Origin of the sequence: Pseudomonas gorinensis (assembly GCF_042015035.1) — a bacterium.
Taxonomy (GTDB): Bacteria; Pseudomonadota; Gammaproteobacteria; order Pseudomonadales; family Pseudomonadaceae; genus Aquipseudomonas; species Aquipseudomonas gorinensis.
Map to the genome: position 1 here is coordinate 7,011,129 of NZ_CP167125.1, position 17,403 is coordinate 7,028,531.

Consider the following 17,403-nt stretch of genomic DNA (forward strand, 5'->3'; position numbering starts at 1 on the left):
GTAAAATAGGCGTACATCCTACCTGCTCTGACCGCGGCTGGCAGCTTAATTGGCCGTCAGCCCCCGTGATTGCAGCGAACTGAACAGTGGCTCCAGAAAGGCTTCGATGTGCCGCGCACCGACCTCGGAGAGGTGATTATCATCGGTGTACAGCGCGCGACCATTGAGTTCGACCCGACATAGACCGTCGACGCCACACAGCAGGGGCGCCGGGTCCAGTACCGCCACGCCACTGTCGGCAGCCGCCAACTCGTCGAATAGCTGGGTGATAAAAGCCTGGCGCCGCTCATGCTCCTCCACCGCAAGCCCTTCTCCCTCCACCGGGCGGTGCATCATGGCCAGGCGACTGAGGCGGTAAGGCACGATGATTTGCTGCAGCGGGACTTCCTTGACCAACCACACGCGATGCCCGGCGGCGCGCAACCCCTTGATGCGCTCGCGCAGGCCCTCGGCGAAGCGTTGTTCGGCCACGGCGCGCACGTACTCACCGGTGCTCGGGTCCTTGAGCGCGTGCTCCTTGTCGCCCGACATTTGCCCATAGAGGTACAGGCTCCAGCGCGCCGCCAGTACCACATCACTGAACGACTGATCGGCCAAGGCCTTCTCGACGCGGCGATTGAAATGCGCACACCGAGAAATATTCTCCAGACCGTCCAAGGGCACGCAACCGGCGAAGCTGGCCTGTACCAGGCTGATGTCGTGGCGCTTGGCCCCATCCTCAAGCGCCGGAATCAACGCGGTGGCATGGCTATCGCCCCACACCAGCGCGGACACCGACAGACTTTTGGGGCCAAAGTGGCAGAACAGTCGCTCATCGGGCGTGTCCTTGTCCGCCAGGCAGGCCATGAGTTCCGGGCTCCATTTCTTAGCCTGGGCATACCGCAACGCCTGTTCGGACAAGCGTGAAGGCACGCCATCGGCTTCGCGCACCGCAAGGCCCGTCAAGCCCAGGCACAGGATGCCAGCCCCGGCAGCGGCCAGGATCGCCTTGCGCCCAGCCAGCAAGCGCTTTTCCCGAAACGGCGCCTCCACGAAGCGCCAGGACACATAACCCAGCACCAGGCTCAGCAATAACAACCCGGTCAGATCAAGCGTGCCCAAGCCATCAACCGCGGCATAGTTGGCGTACACGAACACCGGCCAATGCCACAGGTACCAGGAATAAGAAATCAGCCCCAGGCCCACCATCAACCGCGAACTGAGCAACCGCCCGACCCAGGTTTGCCGCTGCCCATTGGCCCAGATCAAACCAACCACACCCAGCACCGGCAGCAAAGCGGCGGCACCGGGGAATGGCGTGGACGCATCGAAAGCGAATATGGCAATCAGGATCAACGCCATGGACACCAGACTGACCCCCTGGGCGAGTGCCGGTGAAGCGCGCCAGTCACGCTTGGGCATCACCGCCAGCATCGCACCCGCCAGCAGTTCCCAGGCCCTGAGGTGTAGCAGGAAGAAGGCTTTTTGCGGTTGATGGTCGACGGCCCAGACGCTCAGGCCAAACGACACCAGCAACACCACGAACAAGGCCAGGCGCCAGTGTTTCAAGCGGCTGGAAAGCAGGGTCAGCAACAACGGGAAGAGGATGTAGAACTGCTCCTCCACCGCCAGCGACCAAGTGTGCAGCAATGGCTTGATGTCAGAGGAGGCGTCGAAATAACCGTGCTGGCGTGAAAAGAGCAGGTTGGAGGTGAATATCACCTGGTAGTGCGCCGACCGTCCCAGCTCTTCGTAGTCCTTGGGTGCCAACAGGAACCAACCCACTGCCAGTGTCGCGGCCATCATCATGAACAACGCCGGCAGGATACGCCGGGCGCGGCGAGCCCAGAAGTCGACGAAACTGAAACGCCCGGCCTGGCGTTCGCGCCAGATGATCGAAGTAATCAAAAAGCCGGAAATCACAAAAAAAACGTCTACCCCCACAAAGCCGCCAGTAACGCCTGGAACGCCAAAGTGGAACAGTACGACTGCAAGGACAGCGACAGCACGTAGGCCATCAATGTCTCTTCGGTAAGCAAGAGAGGTCATAAATCTAGAGTCAGCCAGATACGAATGGGGATGAGCGTAGCCTCGCTCACCTTTTTTGTTTCTTAACTGACACTTGACGCGCTCAAACCTCCCTTTTTCGACACAAAAAAAATGGCGCCCCAGAGGGCGCCATTCTTTCGGACCTGAAACGTCGTATTACTTACGTTTCATCGACAGGAAGAACTCGTCGTTGGTCTTGGTGGTTTTCAGCTTGTCGATCAAGAACTCAATGGCCGCAACTTCGTCCATTGGGTGCAGCAGCTTGCGCAGGATCCACATGCGCTGCAGTTCGTCGTCGGCGGTCAGCAACTCTTCGCGGCGGGTGCCGGAGCGGTTGATGTTGATCGCCGGGAACACGCGTTTTTCCGCGATGCGACGGTCCAGGGGCAATTCCATGTTGCCGGTACCCTTGAACTCTTCGTAGATCACTTCATCCATCTTCGAGCCGGTTTCAACCAGCGCGGTGGCGATAATGGTCAGCGAGCCGCCTTCTTCGATGTTCCGCGCGGCGCCGAAGAAACGCTTCGGTTTCTCCAGGGCGTGGGCATCGACACCACCGGTCAATACCTTGCCGGAGCTCGGGATCACGGTGTTGTAGGCGCGAGCCAGACGGGTGATGGAGTCGAGCAGGATCACCACGTCCTTCTTGTGTTCGACCAGGCGCTTGGCCTTCTCGATCACCATTTCGGCAACCTGCACGTGGCGGGTTGGCGGCTCATCGAACGTCGAGGCAACCACTTCGCCGCGCACGGTGCGCTGCATTTCGGTAACTTCTTCCGGACGCTCATCGATCAGCAATACGATCAGGTGAACTTCAGGGTTGTTACGTGCGATGTTCGCTGCAATGTTCTGCAGCATGATGGTCTTACCGGCTTTCGGCGGTGCGACGATCAGGCCACGCTGGCCCTTGCCGATGGGAGCGCACAGGTCGATGACTCGACCGGTCAGGTCTTCGGTGGAACCGTTGCCGGCTTCCATCTTCATGCGCACGGTCGGGAACAGCGGGGTCAGGTTCTCGAAGAGAATCTTGTTTTTCGCGTTCTCGGGACGATCGAAGTTGATCGTGTCGACCTTGAGCAGGGCGAAATAACGCTCGCCTTCCTTCGGAGGGCGGATCTTGCCAACGATGGTGTCACCGGTGCGCAAGTTGAAGCGACGGATCTGGCTCGGCGAGACATAGATATCGTCTGGGCCGGCGAGATAGGAGGCGTCTGCAGAGCGGAGGAAGCCGAAGCCGTCCTGGAGAATCTCCAGCACGCCATCACCGGAGATTTCCTCGCCGCTTTTCGCGTGCTTTTTCAGCAGGGAGAAAATCACGTCCTGCTTGCGCGAACGGGCCATATTTTCTATGCCCATCTGTTCGGCCAATTCGAGCAGTTCGGTAATCGGCTTTTGCTTGAGTTCAGTCAGATTCATATAGGAATGACGTAATCATTTATGGAGGGGGGGAAATTAAGCTTTTGGCTTAATGAGGCCGCGCCGCAGAGAAGGCGACAGGATCGCGTACTAATCGAAAGGAATGCGTCGGCGACGGCTTGCAGGGGGCAGTGGAGAAACCAGTGCGGGGCCGAATGTACCACCTGAGTTTCGGAGCGTCTAGCCCTGTTTCACGAAAAAGCCCCGCGATTTGCGGGGCTTTTTGCTGACGCTTAGATGTGCGCGTCGAGGAAAGCTTGCAACTGGGACTTCGACAGCGCGCCTACTTTGGTCGCTTCGATGTTGCCGTCCTTGAACAGCATCAGGGTCGGGATACCACGCACGCCGTGCTTGGCCGGGGTTTCCTGGTTGTCGTCGATGTTCAGCTTGGCAATGGTCAGCTTGCCTTCGTAGGTGGTCGCAATGTCGTCCAGGACTGGAGCGATCATTTTGCAAGGGCCGCACCATTCAGCCCAGTAGTCAACCAGCACCGGGCCAGCAGCCTTGAGTACTTCGGCCTCAAAGGTCGCGTCGGTGACGTGCTTGATAAGATCGCTGCTCATGGATGTCTCCGGATTGTAAGCAAAAAAAACGTTGCCCATCATAGCTGCCCTTCCCCCGTTCAGGAAGCCGTCTCTGATTGAGTCTTGCTATGGTGGTGCATGAGTTTGGGTATGGGCCCAACTCAGGGCGTTACGGGAGTCACAAAGGCAATGCCAGTACGCAATGCCGCGTTGCGCACGTGTTCCTGCATGGTTTTTTGTGCCGCTGCACTGGCGCGACGGGCCAGGGCACGCAGGATTCGACGGTGCTCCTGCCAGGTTTCCATGGCCCGCTCCGGCCGGATGAACGGTAGTTTCTGGCTCTCCAGAAACACCTCGGCGCTGGCGCTGAGTATGCTCACCATCGCCTGATTGCCGCTGGCCAGGAGGATGCGCTGGTGAAATTCGAAGTCCAGTCGGGCGGCAGCTTCGAAGTCTCCGGCCTTGAGCACTTTGCGCATGGCCTCGACATTATCTTCAAGGCTATCCAGCTCATCGAGGGTCAATGTCACTGCCGCCAAACCCGCCGCAAACCCCTCCAGCGCGTAGCGCAACTGGAAGATATCCAGCGGCGTGGCCTGGGCCGCGAAGGGCCAGGCAAATCCCGGCGACTCTTGTACCTCCTGCACAAACACGCCCTTGCCTGGCTGCACACTGACTACGCCCAAAGCACTGAGGGACGACAATGCCTCGCGCAAAGACGCCCGGCTCACGCCCAACTGCACTGCCAAGTCGCGCTGGGATGGCAATGCATCACCCGGCCCGAAGCCCTGCTCCTTGATCAGTTTACGGATGGCCTGCAGGGCCGCTTCCGGTACGGCTTGGGCGATGGAATTCATAAAAAACTCAAGGTTCCAGACAACTGAGCGGCTAGTTGTAAAGCTATTCGCAGCCGGCGGCAAGCTACGCCCCAAAGGGGCTCGCCAGGTTTTGTCGACGCCCGAAAAGGGTGCGAAATGCCTGCCAACTGTTCAGACCAGTAAGACCACTTAAACTCAACAAATCCGAGCGTTGCAGGCCATTGCGACGGTCATGGCATGGGCTGTGCACTGGGCAAATCCAGAAATTCCCTTCGCCCTTCTCGGAGAGTTGCCATGACCAAGCGCTACAGCGCCCTGCTCACTGCCCTGTTTGCCAGCCTGATGCTGAGCCAGGCACCCGCCCAGGCCAACGGTCTGGACGACATCGTCGCCCGTGGCACCCTCAAGGTCGCCGTGCCCCAGGACTTCCCGCCATTCGGTTCGGTCGGCCCCGACATGAAACCACGCGGCCTGGATATCGACACCGCCAAGCTGCTGGCCGACCAACTCAAGGTCAAGCTGGAACTGACGCCGGTCAACAGCACCAACCGCATTCCGTTCCTCACCACCGGCAAGGTCGACCTGGTGATCTCCAGCCTGGGCAAGAACCCCGAGCGTGAAAAGGTCATCGACTTCTCCAAGGCCTACGCCCCCTTCTACCTGGCGGTGTTCGGCCCGCCTGACGCCCCCATCGCCAGCACTGACGACCTCAAGGGCAAGACCATCAGCGTGACTCGTGGCGCCATCGAAGACATCGAGCTGACCGCCGTCGCCCCCAAAGAGGCAACCATCAAGCGCTTCGAAGATAACAACTCGACCATCGCCGCCTACCTGGCCGGCCAAGTCGACCTGATCGCAAGCGGCAACGTGGTGATGGTAGCGATCAGCGAGCGCAACCCCAAACGCGTGCCCGCGCTGAAAGTGAAGCTCAAGGATTCGCCGGTGTACGTGGGCGTGAACAAGAACGAGCCGGCATTGCTGGAGAAGGTCAACCAGATCCTGGTCGCGGCCAAGGCGGACGGCAGCCTGGAAAAGAACGCGATGCAGTGGCTCAAAGAACCACTGCCTGCTGACCTCTGAAGCGGAGCTGATTGATGGCCTATCAATTCGACTTTGTGCCGGTGCTGGCCAATACCGACCTGCTGTTGCGCGGTGCCCTGTTCACCCTTGAGCTGACCGCTATCGGCGCGATCCTGGGGGTCGCCCTGGGCACCGTGGGGGCCGTGGTGCGGGCGTGGAAAATCCAGCCATTCGCCTGGTTCTTTGGGGTGTATGTCGAGTTGATCCGCAACACGCCGTTCCTGGTGCAGTTGTTCTTTATCTTCTTCGGCCTGCCGTCCCTGGGGCTGAAGATTACCGAGTGGCAAGCCGCCGTGCTGGCGATGGTGATCAACCTGGGGGCCTACTCCACCGAAATCATCCGCGCCGGTATCCAGGCCATCCCGCGCGGGCAACTGGAGGCCGCCGCAGCGCTGGCGATGACACGCTTCGAAGCATTCCGCCATGTGGTGCTGCTACCGGCGCTGGGCAAGGTGTGGCCGGCCTTGAGCAGCCAGATCATCATTGTGATGCTCGGCTCGGCGGTGTGTTCGCAGATCGCCACCGAGGAACTGAGCTTTGCCGCCAACTTTATCCAGTCGCGTAACTTCCGCGCATTTGAAACCTATGCCCTGACCACCCTGGTGTACCTGTGCATGGCGTTGATGATTCGCCAGTTCCTCAACTGGATTGGCCGCCGCTTCGTGATGAGGAACAGTCGATGAGTGATTTTTCCTTCTGGGACATCGTTCGCAACCTGGCCACCGGCCTGCAGTGGACATTGTTGTTGTCGTTGGTGGCGTTTGTCGGCGGTGGCCTGATCGGCTTGCTGGTGATGACGATGCGCATCAGCCGCAAGGCTTTCCCGCGTAATGTCGCGCGCACCTACATCGAACTGTTCCAGGGCACGCCGCTGTTGATGCAACTGTTCCTGGTGTTTTTCGGCATCGCCCTGCTTGGCGTGGATATCTCGCCCTGGCTGGCCGCGGCGATTGCCTTGACGCTGTTCACCAGCGCCTACCTCGCCGAAATCTGGCGTGGCTGTGTCGACTCCATCGCCCACGGGCAGTGGGAAGCCTCGGCCAGCCTGGCCCTCAACCCATTTGAGCAACTGCGCTACGTGATCCTGCCCCAGGCCCTGCGAATTGCCGTGGCGCCCACCGTGGGCTTCTCGGTGCAGGTGGTCAAAGGCACCGCAGTGACCTCGATCATCGGCTTCACCGAATTGACCAAGACCGGCGGCATGCTCGCCAATGCCACTTTCGAGCCCTTTATGGTCTACGGCCTGGTGGCCCTCGGTTACTTCCTGCTCTGCTACCCCTTGTCCCTCAGTGCGCGCTACTTGGAAAGGAGACTGCATGCCTCTGCTTAGAATTTCCGCCCTGCATAAGTATTACGGCGATCACCACGTACTCAAGGGCATCGACCTGACGGTTGAAGAAGGCCAGGTGGTGGCGATCATCGGCCGCAGCGGCTCGGGTAAATCCACTTTACTGCGAACCCTCAATGGCCTGGAATCGATCAACGACGGCGTGATTGAAGTTGACGGCGAATACCTCGACGCCGCCCGTGCCGACCTGCGCAGCCTTCGGCAGAAAGTGGGCATGGTGTTCCAGCAGTTCAACCTGTTCCCGCACCTTACGGTGGGCGAAAACGTCATGCTTGCGCCACAGGTCGTACAAAAAGTGCCCAAGGCCAAGGCGACACAATTGGCGCGACAGATGCTGGAACGCGTTGGCCTGGGCGAGAAGTTCGACGCCTTTCCCGATCGCCTTTCAGGCGGCCAGCAGCAACGCGTTGCCATCGCTCGTGCGCTGGCGATGTCGCCCAAGGTGCTGCTGTGCGATGAAATCACTTCGGCGCTGGACCCGGAACTGGTCAACGAAGTCCTCAGTGTGGTTCGCCAGTTGGCCAAGGACGGCATGACCCTGATCATGGTGACCCACGAAATGCGCTTTGCCCGGGAAGTCGGGGATAAGCTGGTGTTCATGCACCAGGGCAAGGTGCATGAAGTCGGTGATCCCAAGGTGCTGTTTGCAAACCCTCAGACTGCCGAGCTCGCGAATTTCATCGGCACTACCGAGGCCTCCGCCTGACCCGTCAGCCTCCTGGCACCAGCTCGAATCGTCCATTGCCCTCCAGCGTGGTTTTATCGCGAACGGCAATGGCCGCACTCGACAGCCAGGTGTCGACCTGCACCTGCGCTGAAAAGGTACGCCCGGTGGCAGGCAACCCACCTGCCAACACAACCAGCACCTGCCCTGGGCGCAGGGCCCCGCCTCGCTCGGCGTGGTTGTACAACTGCGCCAGCTCCACTGGCTTCCCATCCAGCAGGGGATGCTGGAGGGTCAAGTTGAAATAGTCTTGCCGACCAAACCTGTAGCCCTCAGCGTTGGCGGGCGTACCGTCAAAACGCAGCGCAATCACGGTTGCCCCAGGGCACACCACATTCAAACGCACTGTGCGCTTGCCCATGGAAACGGCCTGGCTGGCCGACTGCCCGTCACTTCGCAGCAGGCCATAGTCAACCAGCGGCTGGCTCAAGGACAAACGACAAGCCGCACTGGCCTCACCCGCCAGCAACAGCCCCGCCAGCAGCACACCAGCACGCTTCAAGGCGCCAGCCCTAGCGGCAGGTCGCCGAAGCGGCTTCATAAAATTGGCCATCATTCGTTTGCTCCGCGAGGTCGAGTTTCAGTACGCAAGAAGTCGCATTCGACGAGGATACTTTCAGGGTTTTCAACGCGTCGGCATTACTCAGGAAAATCATGCCGTCACTCACTACCGTGGTCAGGAAAGTATTGTCAGCTCCAAGGACCGCAGCGCCCTGGGGCAAAGGGTTACCCCACGAGTCGGTGGCACGCAGCAGCACTCGTCGCACCTTCACCACATCGAAGTTGACCTGACTGAACGAACCTCGCCCTGCCTCCAGGGTCCGGGTGCCATTCTTGATATCCACTTGTTTCGGCAAGCTTTTGCCTTCGACTTCCAACTGGCTGGTTTGATAGGCCGGCAAGGCGGCAATGACCGCATTGCCCCATGGGTCGGTCCATACGGGGCCTTGCGGCGTGGTAATCCGTGCGCCAGGGATATCGCCGACCGAGACCACGCCAAACGTGTCCTCGACAGGGTAAGGCGATAGCGTGACGCCTTCCGAGTGAGCAACCACACCGCCTTGCACCTGTCCGCTGTAGCTGGTGTTGTAAGAATCGCGGTTGATTCCCAGGCCCACCTGGGCATAGCGGGATGTCGTATTGAGCGTTGCGCCCAGTGTGTTTCCAGCAGGTTCACCCAGCTCATGATCACTGCGGACCTGGTAGTTCAGCGTTTCATCGACGCGCTCGTCATAGGCGGTACCGATGCTGGATCGCAGGCCCTGGCGGCGGGCATACGTACTCAGGGAACGATCGCCACCCAAGGGCACGCTGACCTGCAAGCGCACACCTACGCCGTCGTCGTTTCGGCCCTTGTCCTTTGCCTGGCTGGATTGGCCTACTTGCGAGTCCACCGTCACGCCCACGTTGGCGTACAAGAAGTTCTTGTTCCATGAGCCATAGACGTGCTCGGAAGTGCGGCTGTTGAAATGCGATCCACGCGTATAGCCGATAGAGAAGCCACCGAATAGCGGGTCCGCCCAGCTGAAACCCGCGGTGTACTGGTTCTTGAAGCGCGAGCCTTCATGCCCTTCACGGGATACGGCATCGAGTACGTCCCGGTAACCCTGCGTCTGGGTCGTGGCGCTCAACGCCATCTGCACATCCCAGGGCAATGCAGCGCCTACGGAAATACTGCTTCGGGCGCCCTGTACTTTTTTCGAATGGTCTCGAGACAGGTTATTACGCACCCCGACGGAAAAGCGCTGGGAGAAATTACTGTCCAGCGCCCATCCCAACGAGTTATAGCCTTCAGTGGCCTGCACACCTGCGCTGAGCGCGCTGTTCCTGCCCACCGCCCAAGTGCCACTCCCCATGGCCATCAAGGGCTCCCTGGCGCCTCGCCGCTCGACATCGCGAATCTTGCCCACCGACGCGGCGTAGCCCGACTTGACGGGCACTGCCGCACGAAACGAGGCGGCGGGTACCACAAAGCTGCGCTGGCCACCGCGAGTGTCGATGACGGTGACGTTAAGATCGCTGGTGCCATTGAGCAAGGGCAGGTTCTTCAAGGCGAAAGGCCCCTCTGGCACCACTGTTGTGTAGATCAGGGCACCGGACTGCCTCACCTCGACCCGTGATTGGCTAAGAGCCTGCCCTTCCACCAGGACGCCTGCGTTGGCCGCACGGTTTTCTATACCGTCAGGGAACAGCTGTGCCCCCATCAGTTGCACGCCACCAAACACAGGACTGGTTCCAGAAACCTGTCCGACTTGGAATGTAGAAGCCAGCGGCGCAAAGTCGCGCTGTGCATAGGCGTACAGATGCTCGGACGTGGTGTTACGGTCGTTGGCGATGTAGAGCTGGCGACTGCGGGCAATCCAGTCGCCCAGGTTGAAACCCACCTCGGTGGAGGCGGACATATAACGGTTGGTGTCTGCTCGCGAGTGACTATTGACTGCCTGAATGTCGTAATTGAGCAGTGCGGCGGTGCCCCCCCGAGCGTAGCTGCCGGAACCTCGCTGACCATCGTGCAGCGCGTCCGTGGGCACCACTAACGCCACTTCTTCACTTCCAGGACGCAGGGTCGTGACCGTCTTGGGGTACTCGGCCCGAAAATCATGGCAGGCGTGATCAGCGTCGGCCCCCTTGTCAATCACCGAGGAAGGCACACGCAGGCCTGCGCGCTCCAGCAAGGCACGGGTAAAACACAATTCGCCCTCGCTATCGAAGCGTGCATCCGTCAAGCCAATACGTTCACCATTCACGGTCAGGTCTACGACCCTCAGGCCCTCGCTAAAACGCGGGGCGCTACGGAAATACTGGGCAACCGAAGGGCTGATGCCACGCGCCTGCAACGTCGCCAGATCAAAACCCGCGATGGTCGATGTCGGTGCCGCATAAGACCCCGTCGCCACCCCCGACATCATCACTACACACACCGACAGGCTCAGGCCATTGACGCTGAACAGCGGCTGGGGTGTTTGTTTTTCACGTGAACGACTACGAACCGTGCCGGTGACTCCGTTGATATCACTCATGGCGGATTACGGTGCGTTCGCTACGAGCAACGCTTCGTAGCTATCGACGGAAAAACCATACACGGTGGCAGGCTCGAGGGTGACGGAGGTCGCCCCTGGTGCCGCTGTCTTCAACTCCACGCTCAATACTTCGCCCGGCAGGATGTAGGTACGGGGAAGGCTGGTGCTGATTTTCTGTGGATTGAGCCGTACTTCAGCCGCCAAACGAACCACATAGGGGCTGTCGTTACGCACACTCAAGGTTTTGTTCCGGAGTTGCCATGCCAGCAACTCCCAGGGTGCCTCGTGCCGCGGCAGTCCCTTCGGATGCAGGATCAGCGGCAGATTCTGTCGAAGGCTGATACCGATGGTTGCGCCCGAACCGGGTTGAGCCTGGGGAATGCCTTCGAAGGAAACGCGCTTCAACCGCTGGGTCTTGAGCGGTTCCTTGGCGGTTATCAGGAACCTCACCATTTGCCGCTCACCACCATCGACCCGTGCAACCGGCGGGGTCAACACCACCAGGGGCTCAAGATCTTCTGGAATATCCTCGATGGTCGAATGCAGCAACGCGGGTCGGGCATCCGTATTTGTCACATTGATGCTGGCCTCCCCATCGGCCTCATTCAAAACGACGACAGTGGTTTCAGGTTGCATGCCATCGCCCACCGCCACGCTGCATAAAAGAAAGTTGAAGCATACAAACAACGAAAGGAGAGCCTTTGCCTTTGACACTATTATCATTTGTTCTTCCCTTCATTTAACGAGCATCAAAACGATTGGTGCAACTTCCAGCACGCCACGCAAGAGCACCGATTTGCCCTGACCACACCCACTACCCCTTAGAGATAGCGCAACTCCAAAGTCGCGAGACCGTCCAACCTGGCCACATCCTTAAAATTCAATTCGGAGGTTTTATTGATGACGGCTTGAAACTGTAGATCTCCAGAAATAACAGTAAGCCGCACAGGCGCCATTGTTCCTGAATACCAGCTGGTTAAATGTCCCCCCTGCCCCAGCGCACCCTCACCCCCCACCCAGCGTCCTTGACCGTCCCCATAAAGAGGCAAAACAGGCCTTCCGTCAGCGGTGGAATTAAGCAATTGCATTATGTAACCACCAATCTTTTGATTCGCCGCGGTCAACCCAAGCCCGAAATTGAAGCGATCAGTAACCGGATGATCGAACTGACGCCTCATCATGTCCGGAATTTTACTGGCGGCGCGATTATCTACAGCGGTCACAGCCAACTGGGTTCCAGAAGAGCACTTAATGTTATAAGGCGTACTTTTCGCTTCCAGCGTGGTGTAGTTTGTAGCGCTTAATAGTTGAGGGTCAATGGTGCCATAATCGATGACCGCATTGACCAATGTGAAGCTGCAACTTGCAGGCACAATAAAGCCCTTTACACGCACATCAATAGCCTGGGCATTAAAACCTGCGACAACCAGAAATATGCCCGTCATCACTGCAACTATTTTTTTCATACAATTTACCGCTCATAAGACTGTCTGTTGCAGGTTTTGCAGTCCTGCCCCAATCACGCCTCTCTGACAGGTAATGAAATCCAATACTGTTAAAGGGAACGTTCACGAGACAGGAACCTGTAGCAGGTGGGCACACGTCTTAGAGGTAGCGCAGCTCCAGTGTGGCCTGACCATCCAGGCTTACCCGGCTACTCAAGTCGAGCTCGGACGTTTTATTGATGACGGCCTGGACTTCCAGGTTTCCGGAAAGGGTATTGAGTTGAATAGGGGTAGCGGTGCCCGAGTACCACGAGGCAACATTGGAAACGAGCCCCAAGGCTTGGCCACCCGCCGACCAACTTGCACCATTATTGGTGGAGGTCAGAACGCCGACCGCTTTACCATCCGCTACCGAATTGCGCAGGTGAACAACATAGCCGCCAACCTTCTGATTTTTGGAATTAACGCCCAGGCCGTAGTTGTAAGTATCCGTGTAGCTACTACCGAACTGGGACACCATCAAGTTAGGGATGCGGGTACTGGCACGGTTATCGACTGCCTTGATGCCCACTTTGGCCTTGGCGTGAGATCCGCACCTTATTGCATACGGCGTGCTTTTCTTTGCGAGCTTGGTGTAATTTGTTGCACTCAGTGTATTCGGATCAATACTGCCATAATCAATAACCGAGTTAGTAATAGTAAAGCTGCAGCTGGGAGGAGCAATGGATCCTTTTACGCGTAGATCTGCCGCTTGAGCTGTCAAGCCAGCAACAGCCAAAAATACACCTGCGAATATTGCTATATTCTTCTTCATCTAAAGCGCACCTTAATCAAGAATTAGAGGGTGTATCAATAAAGATCAAAAAGCTCCTCATGCGCGCCCGGCGACGACGCCTACCAATATCTTCTTCCTGAAACGCTGACCGATAGATCAATAACACCACGGCACAATCGCCGGTCGGAAGTATCAACGCTTCACATCGGCGATAAAGCCGGAAAAAATATCAATTTCCGTAAGAACCATCAGCCGCGTAACGCGAAACCTTCAACCAGAGCCGTACGAATAAAAGCGCCACCAATAAGGTACAAAGATAAATCAAGTAGGACTTAGCCAATAAATCAGTAAATTCACGGGTAGCGGAACATGTCTTACAGCGGCTATCCGCCTTGCAATACAATATTTATGAACATTTCTTACATCCCTTACTCAATTGCCCTACCGAGCACGCAGCAAAAATCCCCTGGCACTACGCGTTGGCTCCAGCGGTCGATCGTGGCACGATGGTCAGGTTATCGACCGAGACCCCCAAACCATGCCGCAAGCCCAAGCCAAGAATCTGTCCCTGATCGCCGCCATCGACCTGGGCTCCAACAGTTTTCACATGGTCGTGGCCAAGGCCCAGAACGGCGAGATCCGCATCCTTGAGCGGCTCGGCGAGAAAGTACAACTGGCAGCCGGGATCGACGATGAGCGCCAGCTCAATGAAGAATCCATGCAACGCGGCCTCGACTGCCTCAAGCGTTTTGCCCAACTGATCAACGGCATGCCCCAGGGCGCCGTGCGCATCGTCGGCACCAACGCTTTGCGCGAAGCACGCAACCGCGGCGAATTCATCCGCCGCGCCGAGGAGATCCTCGGGCACCCTGTAGAAGTCATCTCCGGCCGTGAGGAAGCCCGCCTGATCTACCTCGGCGTGTCCCACACCCTGGCCGATACCCCTGGCAAGCGCCTGGTGGCCGACATCGGCGGCGGCAGTACCGAATTCATCATCGGCCAGCGCTTCGAACCGTTGCTGCGCGAAAGCCTGCAGATGGGCTGCGTCAGTTATACCCAGCGTTATTTCAAGGACGGCAAGATTACCCCGGCGCGCTATGCCCAGGCCTACACGGCGGCACGCCTGGAAATCATGAGCATCGAGCACGCCCTGCACCGCTTGACCTGGGATGAGGCTATCGGCTCTTCAGGCACCATTCGCGCCATCGGCCTGGCCTTGAAGGCCGGTGGCCATGGTACCGGCGAGGTCAATGCCGAGGGCCTGGCCTGGCTCAAGCGCAAGCTGTTCAAGCTGGGGGATGCCGAGAAAATCGACTTCGATGGCATCAAGCCGGACCGTCGCACCATCTTCCCCGCCGGCCTGGCGATCCTCGAAGCGATCTTCGACGCCCTCGAACTGCAACGCATGGACCACTGTGACGGCGCCCTGCGCGAAGGCGTGCTGTACGACCTGCTGGGCCGTCATCACCATGAGGACGTGCGTGAGCGCACCCTCAGTTCGTTGATGGAGCGTTATCACGTCGACCTTGAACAAGCGGCACGCGTGGAGCGCAAGGCCCTGCATGCCTTCGACCAGGTGGCCGAGGACTGGGATCTGGAAGACGGTGTATGGCGCGAGCTGCTCGGCTGGGCGGCCAAGGTGCATGAGGTGGGCCTGGACATTGCCCACTACCATTACCATAAGCACGGCGCCTACTTGATCGAGCACTCCGACCTGGCCGGCTTCTCCCGGGAAGACCAGCAGATGCTTGCGCTGCTGGTGCGCGGCCATCGCCGCAATATCCCCAAGGACAAATTCGCCGAGTTCGGCGATGAAGGCATCAAGCTGATTCGCCTGTGTGTGCTGCTGCGTTTTGCAATCCTGTTCCACCACATCCGTGGCACCCAGGAAATGCCCCAGGTGACCCTGCGCGCCAACGGCGACAGCCTGGACGTGGTGTTCCCGAAAGGCTGGCTGGACGAAAACCAGCTGACCCAGGCGGACTTCGCCCAGGAAGCGGAATGGCTGACACGGGTGGGTTTCAGCCTGAACCTGCGCTGAGCCGATCCAAGACACACCGCAAACCAAATCTGGGAGGGGCACACCGCCCCTCCCAGATTGGCTCGCGTAAGACACCTCGCTCTTCCCCCCGTCACCACTCGTACAGACCTGTCAAATATGACAGTTGCGCACGCCTGCCGATCAGTTTTTACTCACGCTCACCCCTTCGCGTAACAGGCAGTAACGCCAAGGGCCAACAGACCGTCTCGTTCCAGGGAAGGGCACACTATGAAATTATCAGCGATCACGCTTACAGGCCTAGGCCTCTGGACTGCTGGCCTGAGCATTGCTCATGCAGCCACATGGACACCTTTCTCCGCAACCGTAGGTGCACAATGCGCGCCGGTCGACATCAACGATAGTGGCACGACCGTGGGCAACTGCAAGCCGGCCAGCGCCACCGCCAACAACATCCCATGGGTGGCCGACGGCTCCGCACACGGCCCCCAAACGGCACTGCCCCCTCTGGCGAGCGGGCAACCCTGCAGCGTTTGGGTAGTGTCCAACAATGGGAAAGTGGCGGGCAATTGCAGGGACGCCAGCAATTCCCACTTTGCAGTGGTGTGGGACGCCGCGTCTCCCGGAACGGCGCCCACCAAGCTGGATTCGCTACCCGCTACATTGTTAATCCCCCTGCTACGCCCCAAAGATGTCGCTACCGAAAGCGTTGCGATCAATGACCAAGGCGACGTGGCGGGTTCAAGCTTCGATGCCGATAGCCGGGGAACCGTAGTGTTTTATGCCTCCGGCAGCGGGACACCTGAACGCGTGTCCGGCTGGGGGGACAATTGCACCGTCGCAGATATCAACCGGCCCACCACCGGCACCCCGCAAATCGCGCTCAATTGCCCGAACAATGCAGGTAATACCACCCCGCGAGTCGCGGAAAAAACCGGACTATCCTACAACCTGACTGACTTGGCCCTGCCCACTGGGGCTAGTTACTGTACGGTCAGCAGCGCCACTAACACTGCAAGGTTTGTGGGGACATGCATTTATCCAAACTCGTCAGTAAACGTGGCGAAAAGTGCCTTCTGGAGCAGCAAGAATGCCATGCCCCTGGTACTGAACTTGTCCTCGGGCTCAAAAAACATGGCCATCGATATCAACGAGGAAGGCCTGGTGCTAGTGTCCCAGAACACCGCAGATGGGCGATACCAGTACATGACCTGGGTACCCTCCGTGCTCCCTATCCCGGTCATCACGATCATCCCTCTTCCGAGTGGAAGCGTATGGGGCGAAGCCGGTGCGATTTCCAGCAGTACTGTCGTTGGGTTGAACATCCTTACCAGCGACCAATACTCACAGGGTTGCACCTGGACACCGACGGCAGGAACGGTATGCCTGCCGTCGATTGGCGGCGGCAAAAACAACCAGGTGACGGTCATTTCCAAAAATGGAACGTACATAGCCGGAGTGGTCATGGACAGCACACAAACCGTTGTTGCTGTAACGACGCGGCTCCCCTGAAAAGCAGGTTTGCGGGACATCAATAGCCATCGCGGCGCTGCATGCACTGAAAGAAGGAGTTGCACTTATGAAATGCAGAATGGTTGTCAGCGGCCTCCTGTGTCTATGGGCCGTCAGTCAAATCACAATGCCGCCATCTGCTGAAGCCGGGCGTTGGTTCTTCGGTAGATACTATGCAAAAGGAGGCTATGTAGGAGGAGGATGGTATATCCCTCTATTCCCTCCAGGGAATAGTGACTCGAACATAGCAGGAGACTCGAACCCAGGGCCTGGCACTTCGGTCACTGAGCACACCGCACCTAACCCTGCCGTCTGTAAGGGTGGATACCGATGGGGGCGAGTAACCCCTGACGACTTCATCACAAAAATCTATTGCTAAGTCCTTAACCAAAGCATCGAGGGCGACTGACAGCTAGCCAACAACATCGAAAAAACCGCGGGGCCTTTCGCCCCCGTCTTCCATCTTCGCTGTTTGAGGGCATTCCCTAAGCCCGAGTACCGCCTCAGTTCACCGACAGAATCGGGCTACCCAACCTCTCCAACAACGTCGCCTGCGCGCTGCGTGGGTTCTGGTTGCCAGTTGGCGTATTACGCACATAGCGCCCGTCCGACTGCAGTTACGGGACATCAATAGCCATCGCGGCGCTGCATGCACCGAAAGAAGGAGTTGCACTTATGAAATGCAGAATGGTTGTCAGCGGCCTCCTGTGTCTA

General features: G+C 58.5%; 15 protein-coding genes and 1 pseudogene. 6 read left to right on the plus strand and 10 right to left on the minus strand.

From position 1 onward, the window contains the following. Positions 1 to 45 precede the first annotated feature (45 nt). The 4 genes from AB7933_RS32165 to AB7933_RS32180 all read right to left on the minus strand — a co-directional run bounded on the left by AB7933_RS32165 (position 46) and on the right by AB7933_RS32180 (position 4,825). Positions 46 to 2,028 carry an acyltransferase family protein gene (locus AB7933_RS32165; protein ID WP_024078018.1) on the minus strand — a complete coding sequence of 661 codons (1,983 nt, stop codon included), beginning with the start codon at positions 2,026 to 2,028 and terminating at the stop codon, positions 46 to 48. 156 nt (positions 2,029 to 2,184) lie between these two features. Beyond that, positions 2,185 to 3,444, minus strand: a complete 1,260-nt coding sequence (gene rho, locus AB7933_RS32170; RefSeq protein WP_017845130.1) for a transcription termination factor Rho — start codon at positions 3,442 to 3,444, stop codon at positions 2,185 to 2,187. Between the two features lie 233 nt (positions 3,445 to 3,677). Continuing rightward, positions 3,678 to 4,007, minus strand: coding sequence for a thioredoxin TrxA (gene trxA, locus AB7933_RS32175; RefSeq protein ID WP_024078019.1), 330 nt, complete (start codon positions 4,005 to 4,007; stop codon positions 3,678 to 3,680). A gap of 122 nt (positions 4,008 to 4,129) precedes the next feature. After that, on the minus strand, positions 4,130 to 4,825 hold the full coding sequence (locus AB7933_RS32180) for a FadR/GntR family transcriptional regulator (RefSeq protein WP_024078020.1): 696 nt from the start codon (positions 4,823 to 4,825) through the stop codon (positions 4,130 to 4,132). A 255-nt stretch (positions 4,826 to 5,080) separates the two neighbouring features. Between AB7933_RS32180 and AB7933_RS32185 the strand changes: the two genes are divergently transcribed. From AB7933_RS32185 to AB7933_RS32200, 4 genes are read left to right on the plus strand one after another with little or no spacing between them, the layout of a single operon-like run. Next, entirely contained in the window at positions 5,081 to 5,866 is a 786-nt protein-coding gene (locus tag AB7933_RS32185; protein ID WP_024078021.1) for a transporter substrate-binding domain-containing protein, read from the plus strand. A 14-nt stretch (positions 5,867 to 5,880) separates the two neighbouring features. After that, positions 5,881 to 6,549: an amino acid ABC transporter permease gene (locus AB7933_RS32190; protein ID WP_024078022.1), complete on the plus strand. Its 669-nt coding sequence runs from the start codon at positions 5,881 to 5,883 to the stop codon at positions 6,547 to 6,549. Continuing rightward, entirely contained in the window at positions 6,546 to 7,196 is a 651-nt protein-coding gene (locus tag AB7933_RS32195; protein WP_024078023.1) for an amino acid ABC transporter permease, read from the plus strand. The genes AB7933_RS32190 and AB7933_RS32195 overlap by 4 nt, the downstream gene beginning before the upstream one ends. Then, positions 7,183 to 7,920, plus strand: coding sequence for an amino acid ABC transporter ATP-binding protein (locus AB7933_RS32200; RefSeq protein ID WP_024078024.1), 738 nt, complete (start codon positions 7,183 to 7,185; stop codon positions 7,918 to 7,920). Before AB7933_RS32195 ends, AB7933_RS32200 begins: the two co-directional genes overlap by 14 nt. A gap of 4 nt (positions 7,921 to 7,924) precedes the next feature. Here the strand turns inward: AB7933_RS32200 and AB7933_RS32205 are convergent, their stop codons facing one another. The 5 genes from AB7933_RS32205 to AB7933_RS32225 all read right to left on the minus strand — a co-directional run bounded on the left by AB7933_RS32205 (position 7,925) and on the right by AB7933_RS32225 (position 13,217). Continuing rightward, positions 7,925 to 8,440, minus strand: a complete 516-nt coding sequence (locus AB7933_RS32205) for a hypothetical protein (RefSeq protein WP_158244166.1) — start codon at positions 8,438 to 8,440, stop codon at positions 7,925 to 7,927. Positions 8,441 to 8,450: 10 nt separating this feature from the next. After that, the gene (locus AB7933_RS32210) at positions 8,451 to 10,958 is read right to left on the minus strand and encodes a fimbria/pilus outer membrane usher protein (RefSeq protein WP_024078026.1); all 2,508 of its coding nucleotides are present in this window, start codon (positions 10,956 to 10,958) and stop codon (positions 8,451 to 8,453) included. Positions 10,959 to 10,964: 6 nt separating this feature from the next. Continuing rightward, positions 10,965 to 11,681, minus strand: coding sequence for a fimbria/pilus chaperone family protein (locus tag AB7933_RS32215; RefSeq protein WP_024078027.1), 717 nt, complete (start codon positions 11,679 to 11,681; stop codon positions 10,965 to 10,967). A gap of 98 nt (positions 11,682 to 11,779) precedes the next feature. After that, the gene (locus AB7933_RS32220) at positions 11,780 to 12,424 is read right to left on the minus strand and encodes a DUF1120 domain-containing protein (protein WP_024078028.1); all 645 of its coding nucleotides are present in this window, start codon (positions 12,422 to 12,424) and stop codon (positions 11,780 to 11,782) included. Between the two features lie 139 nt (positions 12,425 to 12,563). Further along, positions 12,564 to 13,217 carry a DUF1120 domain-containing protein gene (locus AB7933_RS32225; protein WP_024078029.1) on the minus strand — a complete coding sequence of 218 codons (654 nt, stop codon included), beginning with the start codon at positions 13,215 to 13,217 and terminating at the stop codon, positions 12,564 to 12,566. A gap of 499 nt (positions 13,218 to 13,716) precedes the next feature. Here AB7933_RS32225 and ppx point away from each other — a divergent pair, with 499 nt between their 5' ends. Continuing rightward, positions 13,717 to 15,219, plus strand: coding sequence for an exopolyphosphatase (ppx, locus tag AB7933_RS32230; RefSeq protein ID WP_024078030.1), 1,503 nt, complete (start codon positions 13,717 to 13,719; stop codon positions 15,217 to 15,219). A 228-nt stretch (positions 15,220 to 15,447) separates the two neighbouring features. Continuing rightward, a complete protein-coding gene (locus AB7933_RS32235) occupies positions 15,448 to 16,689 on the plus strand; it encodes a hypothetical protein (RefSeq protein WP_024078031.1) in 1,242 nt (413 codons plus the stop codon). Positions 16,690 to 17,192: 503 nt separating this feature from the next. Here AB7933_RS32235 and AB7933_RS32535 read toward each other — a convergent pair. Then, a pseudogene (locus AB7933_RS32535) lies at positions 17,193 to 17,306 on the minus strand (hypothetical protein); the annotation flags it as partial. Positions 17,307 to 17,403 lie beyond the last annotated feature (97 nt).

Excerpts from the sequence above, each read along its gene's own strand:
- AB7933_RS32165 (WP_024078018.1), bottom strand. The coding sequence starts at position 2,028 with ATGACCTCTCTTGCTTACCGAAGAGACATTGATGGCCTACGTGCTGTC.
- rho (WP_017845130.1), bottom strand. The coding sequence starts at position 3,444 with ATGAATCTGACTGAACTCAAGCAAAAGCCGATTACCGAACTGCTCGAA.
- trxA (WP_024078019.1), bottom strand. The coding sequence starts at position 4,007 with ATGAGCAGCGATCTTATCAAGCACGTCACCGACGCGACCTTTGAGGCC.
- AB7933_RS32180 (WP_024078020.1), bottom strand. The coding sequence starts at position 4,825 with ATGAATTCCATCGCCCAAGCCGTACCGGAAGCGGCCCTGCAGGCCATC.
- AB7933_RS32185 (WP_024078021.1), top strand. The coding sequence starts at position 5,081 with ATGACCAAGCGCTACAGCGCCCTGCTCACTGCCCTGTTTGCCAGCCTG.
- AB7933_RS32190 (WP_024078022.1), top strand. The coding sequence starts at position 5,881 with ATGGCCTATCAATTCGACTTTGTGCCGGTGCTGGCCAATACCGACCTG.
- AB7933_RS32195 (WP_024078023.1), top strand. The coding sequence starts at position 6,546 with ATGAGTGATTTTTCCTTCTGGGACATCGTTCGCAACCTGGCCACCGGC.
- AB7933_RS32200 (WP_024078024.1), top strand. The coding sequence starts at position 7,183 with ATGCCTCTGCTTAGAATTTCCGCCCTGCATAAGTATTACGGCGATCAC.
- AB7933_RS32210 (WP_024078026.1), bottom strand. The coding sequence starts at position 10,958 with ATGAGTGATATCAACGGAGTCACCGGCACGGTTCGTAGTCGTTCACGT.
- AB7933_RS32215 (WP_024078027.1), bottom strand. The coding sequence starts at position 11,681 with ATGATAATAGTGTCAAAGGCAAAGGCTCTCCTTTCGTTGTTTGTATGC.
- AB7933_RS32220 (WP_024078028.1), bottom strand. The coding sequence starts at position 12,424 with ATGAAAAAAATAGTTGCAGTGATGACGGGCATATTTCTGGTTGTCGCA.
- AB7933_RS32225 (WP_024078029.1), bottom strand. The coding sequence starts at position 13,217 with ATGAAGAAGAATATAGCAATATTCGCAGGTGTATTTTTGGCTGTTGCT.
- ppx (WP_024078030.1), top strand. The coding sequence starts at position 13,717 with ATGCCGCAAGCCCAAGCCAAGAATCTGTCCCTGATCGCCGCCATCGAC.
- AB7933_RS32235 (WP_024078031.1), top strand. The coding sequence starts at position 15,448 with ATGAAATTATCAGCGATCACGCTTACAGGCCTAGGCCTCTGGACTGCT.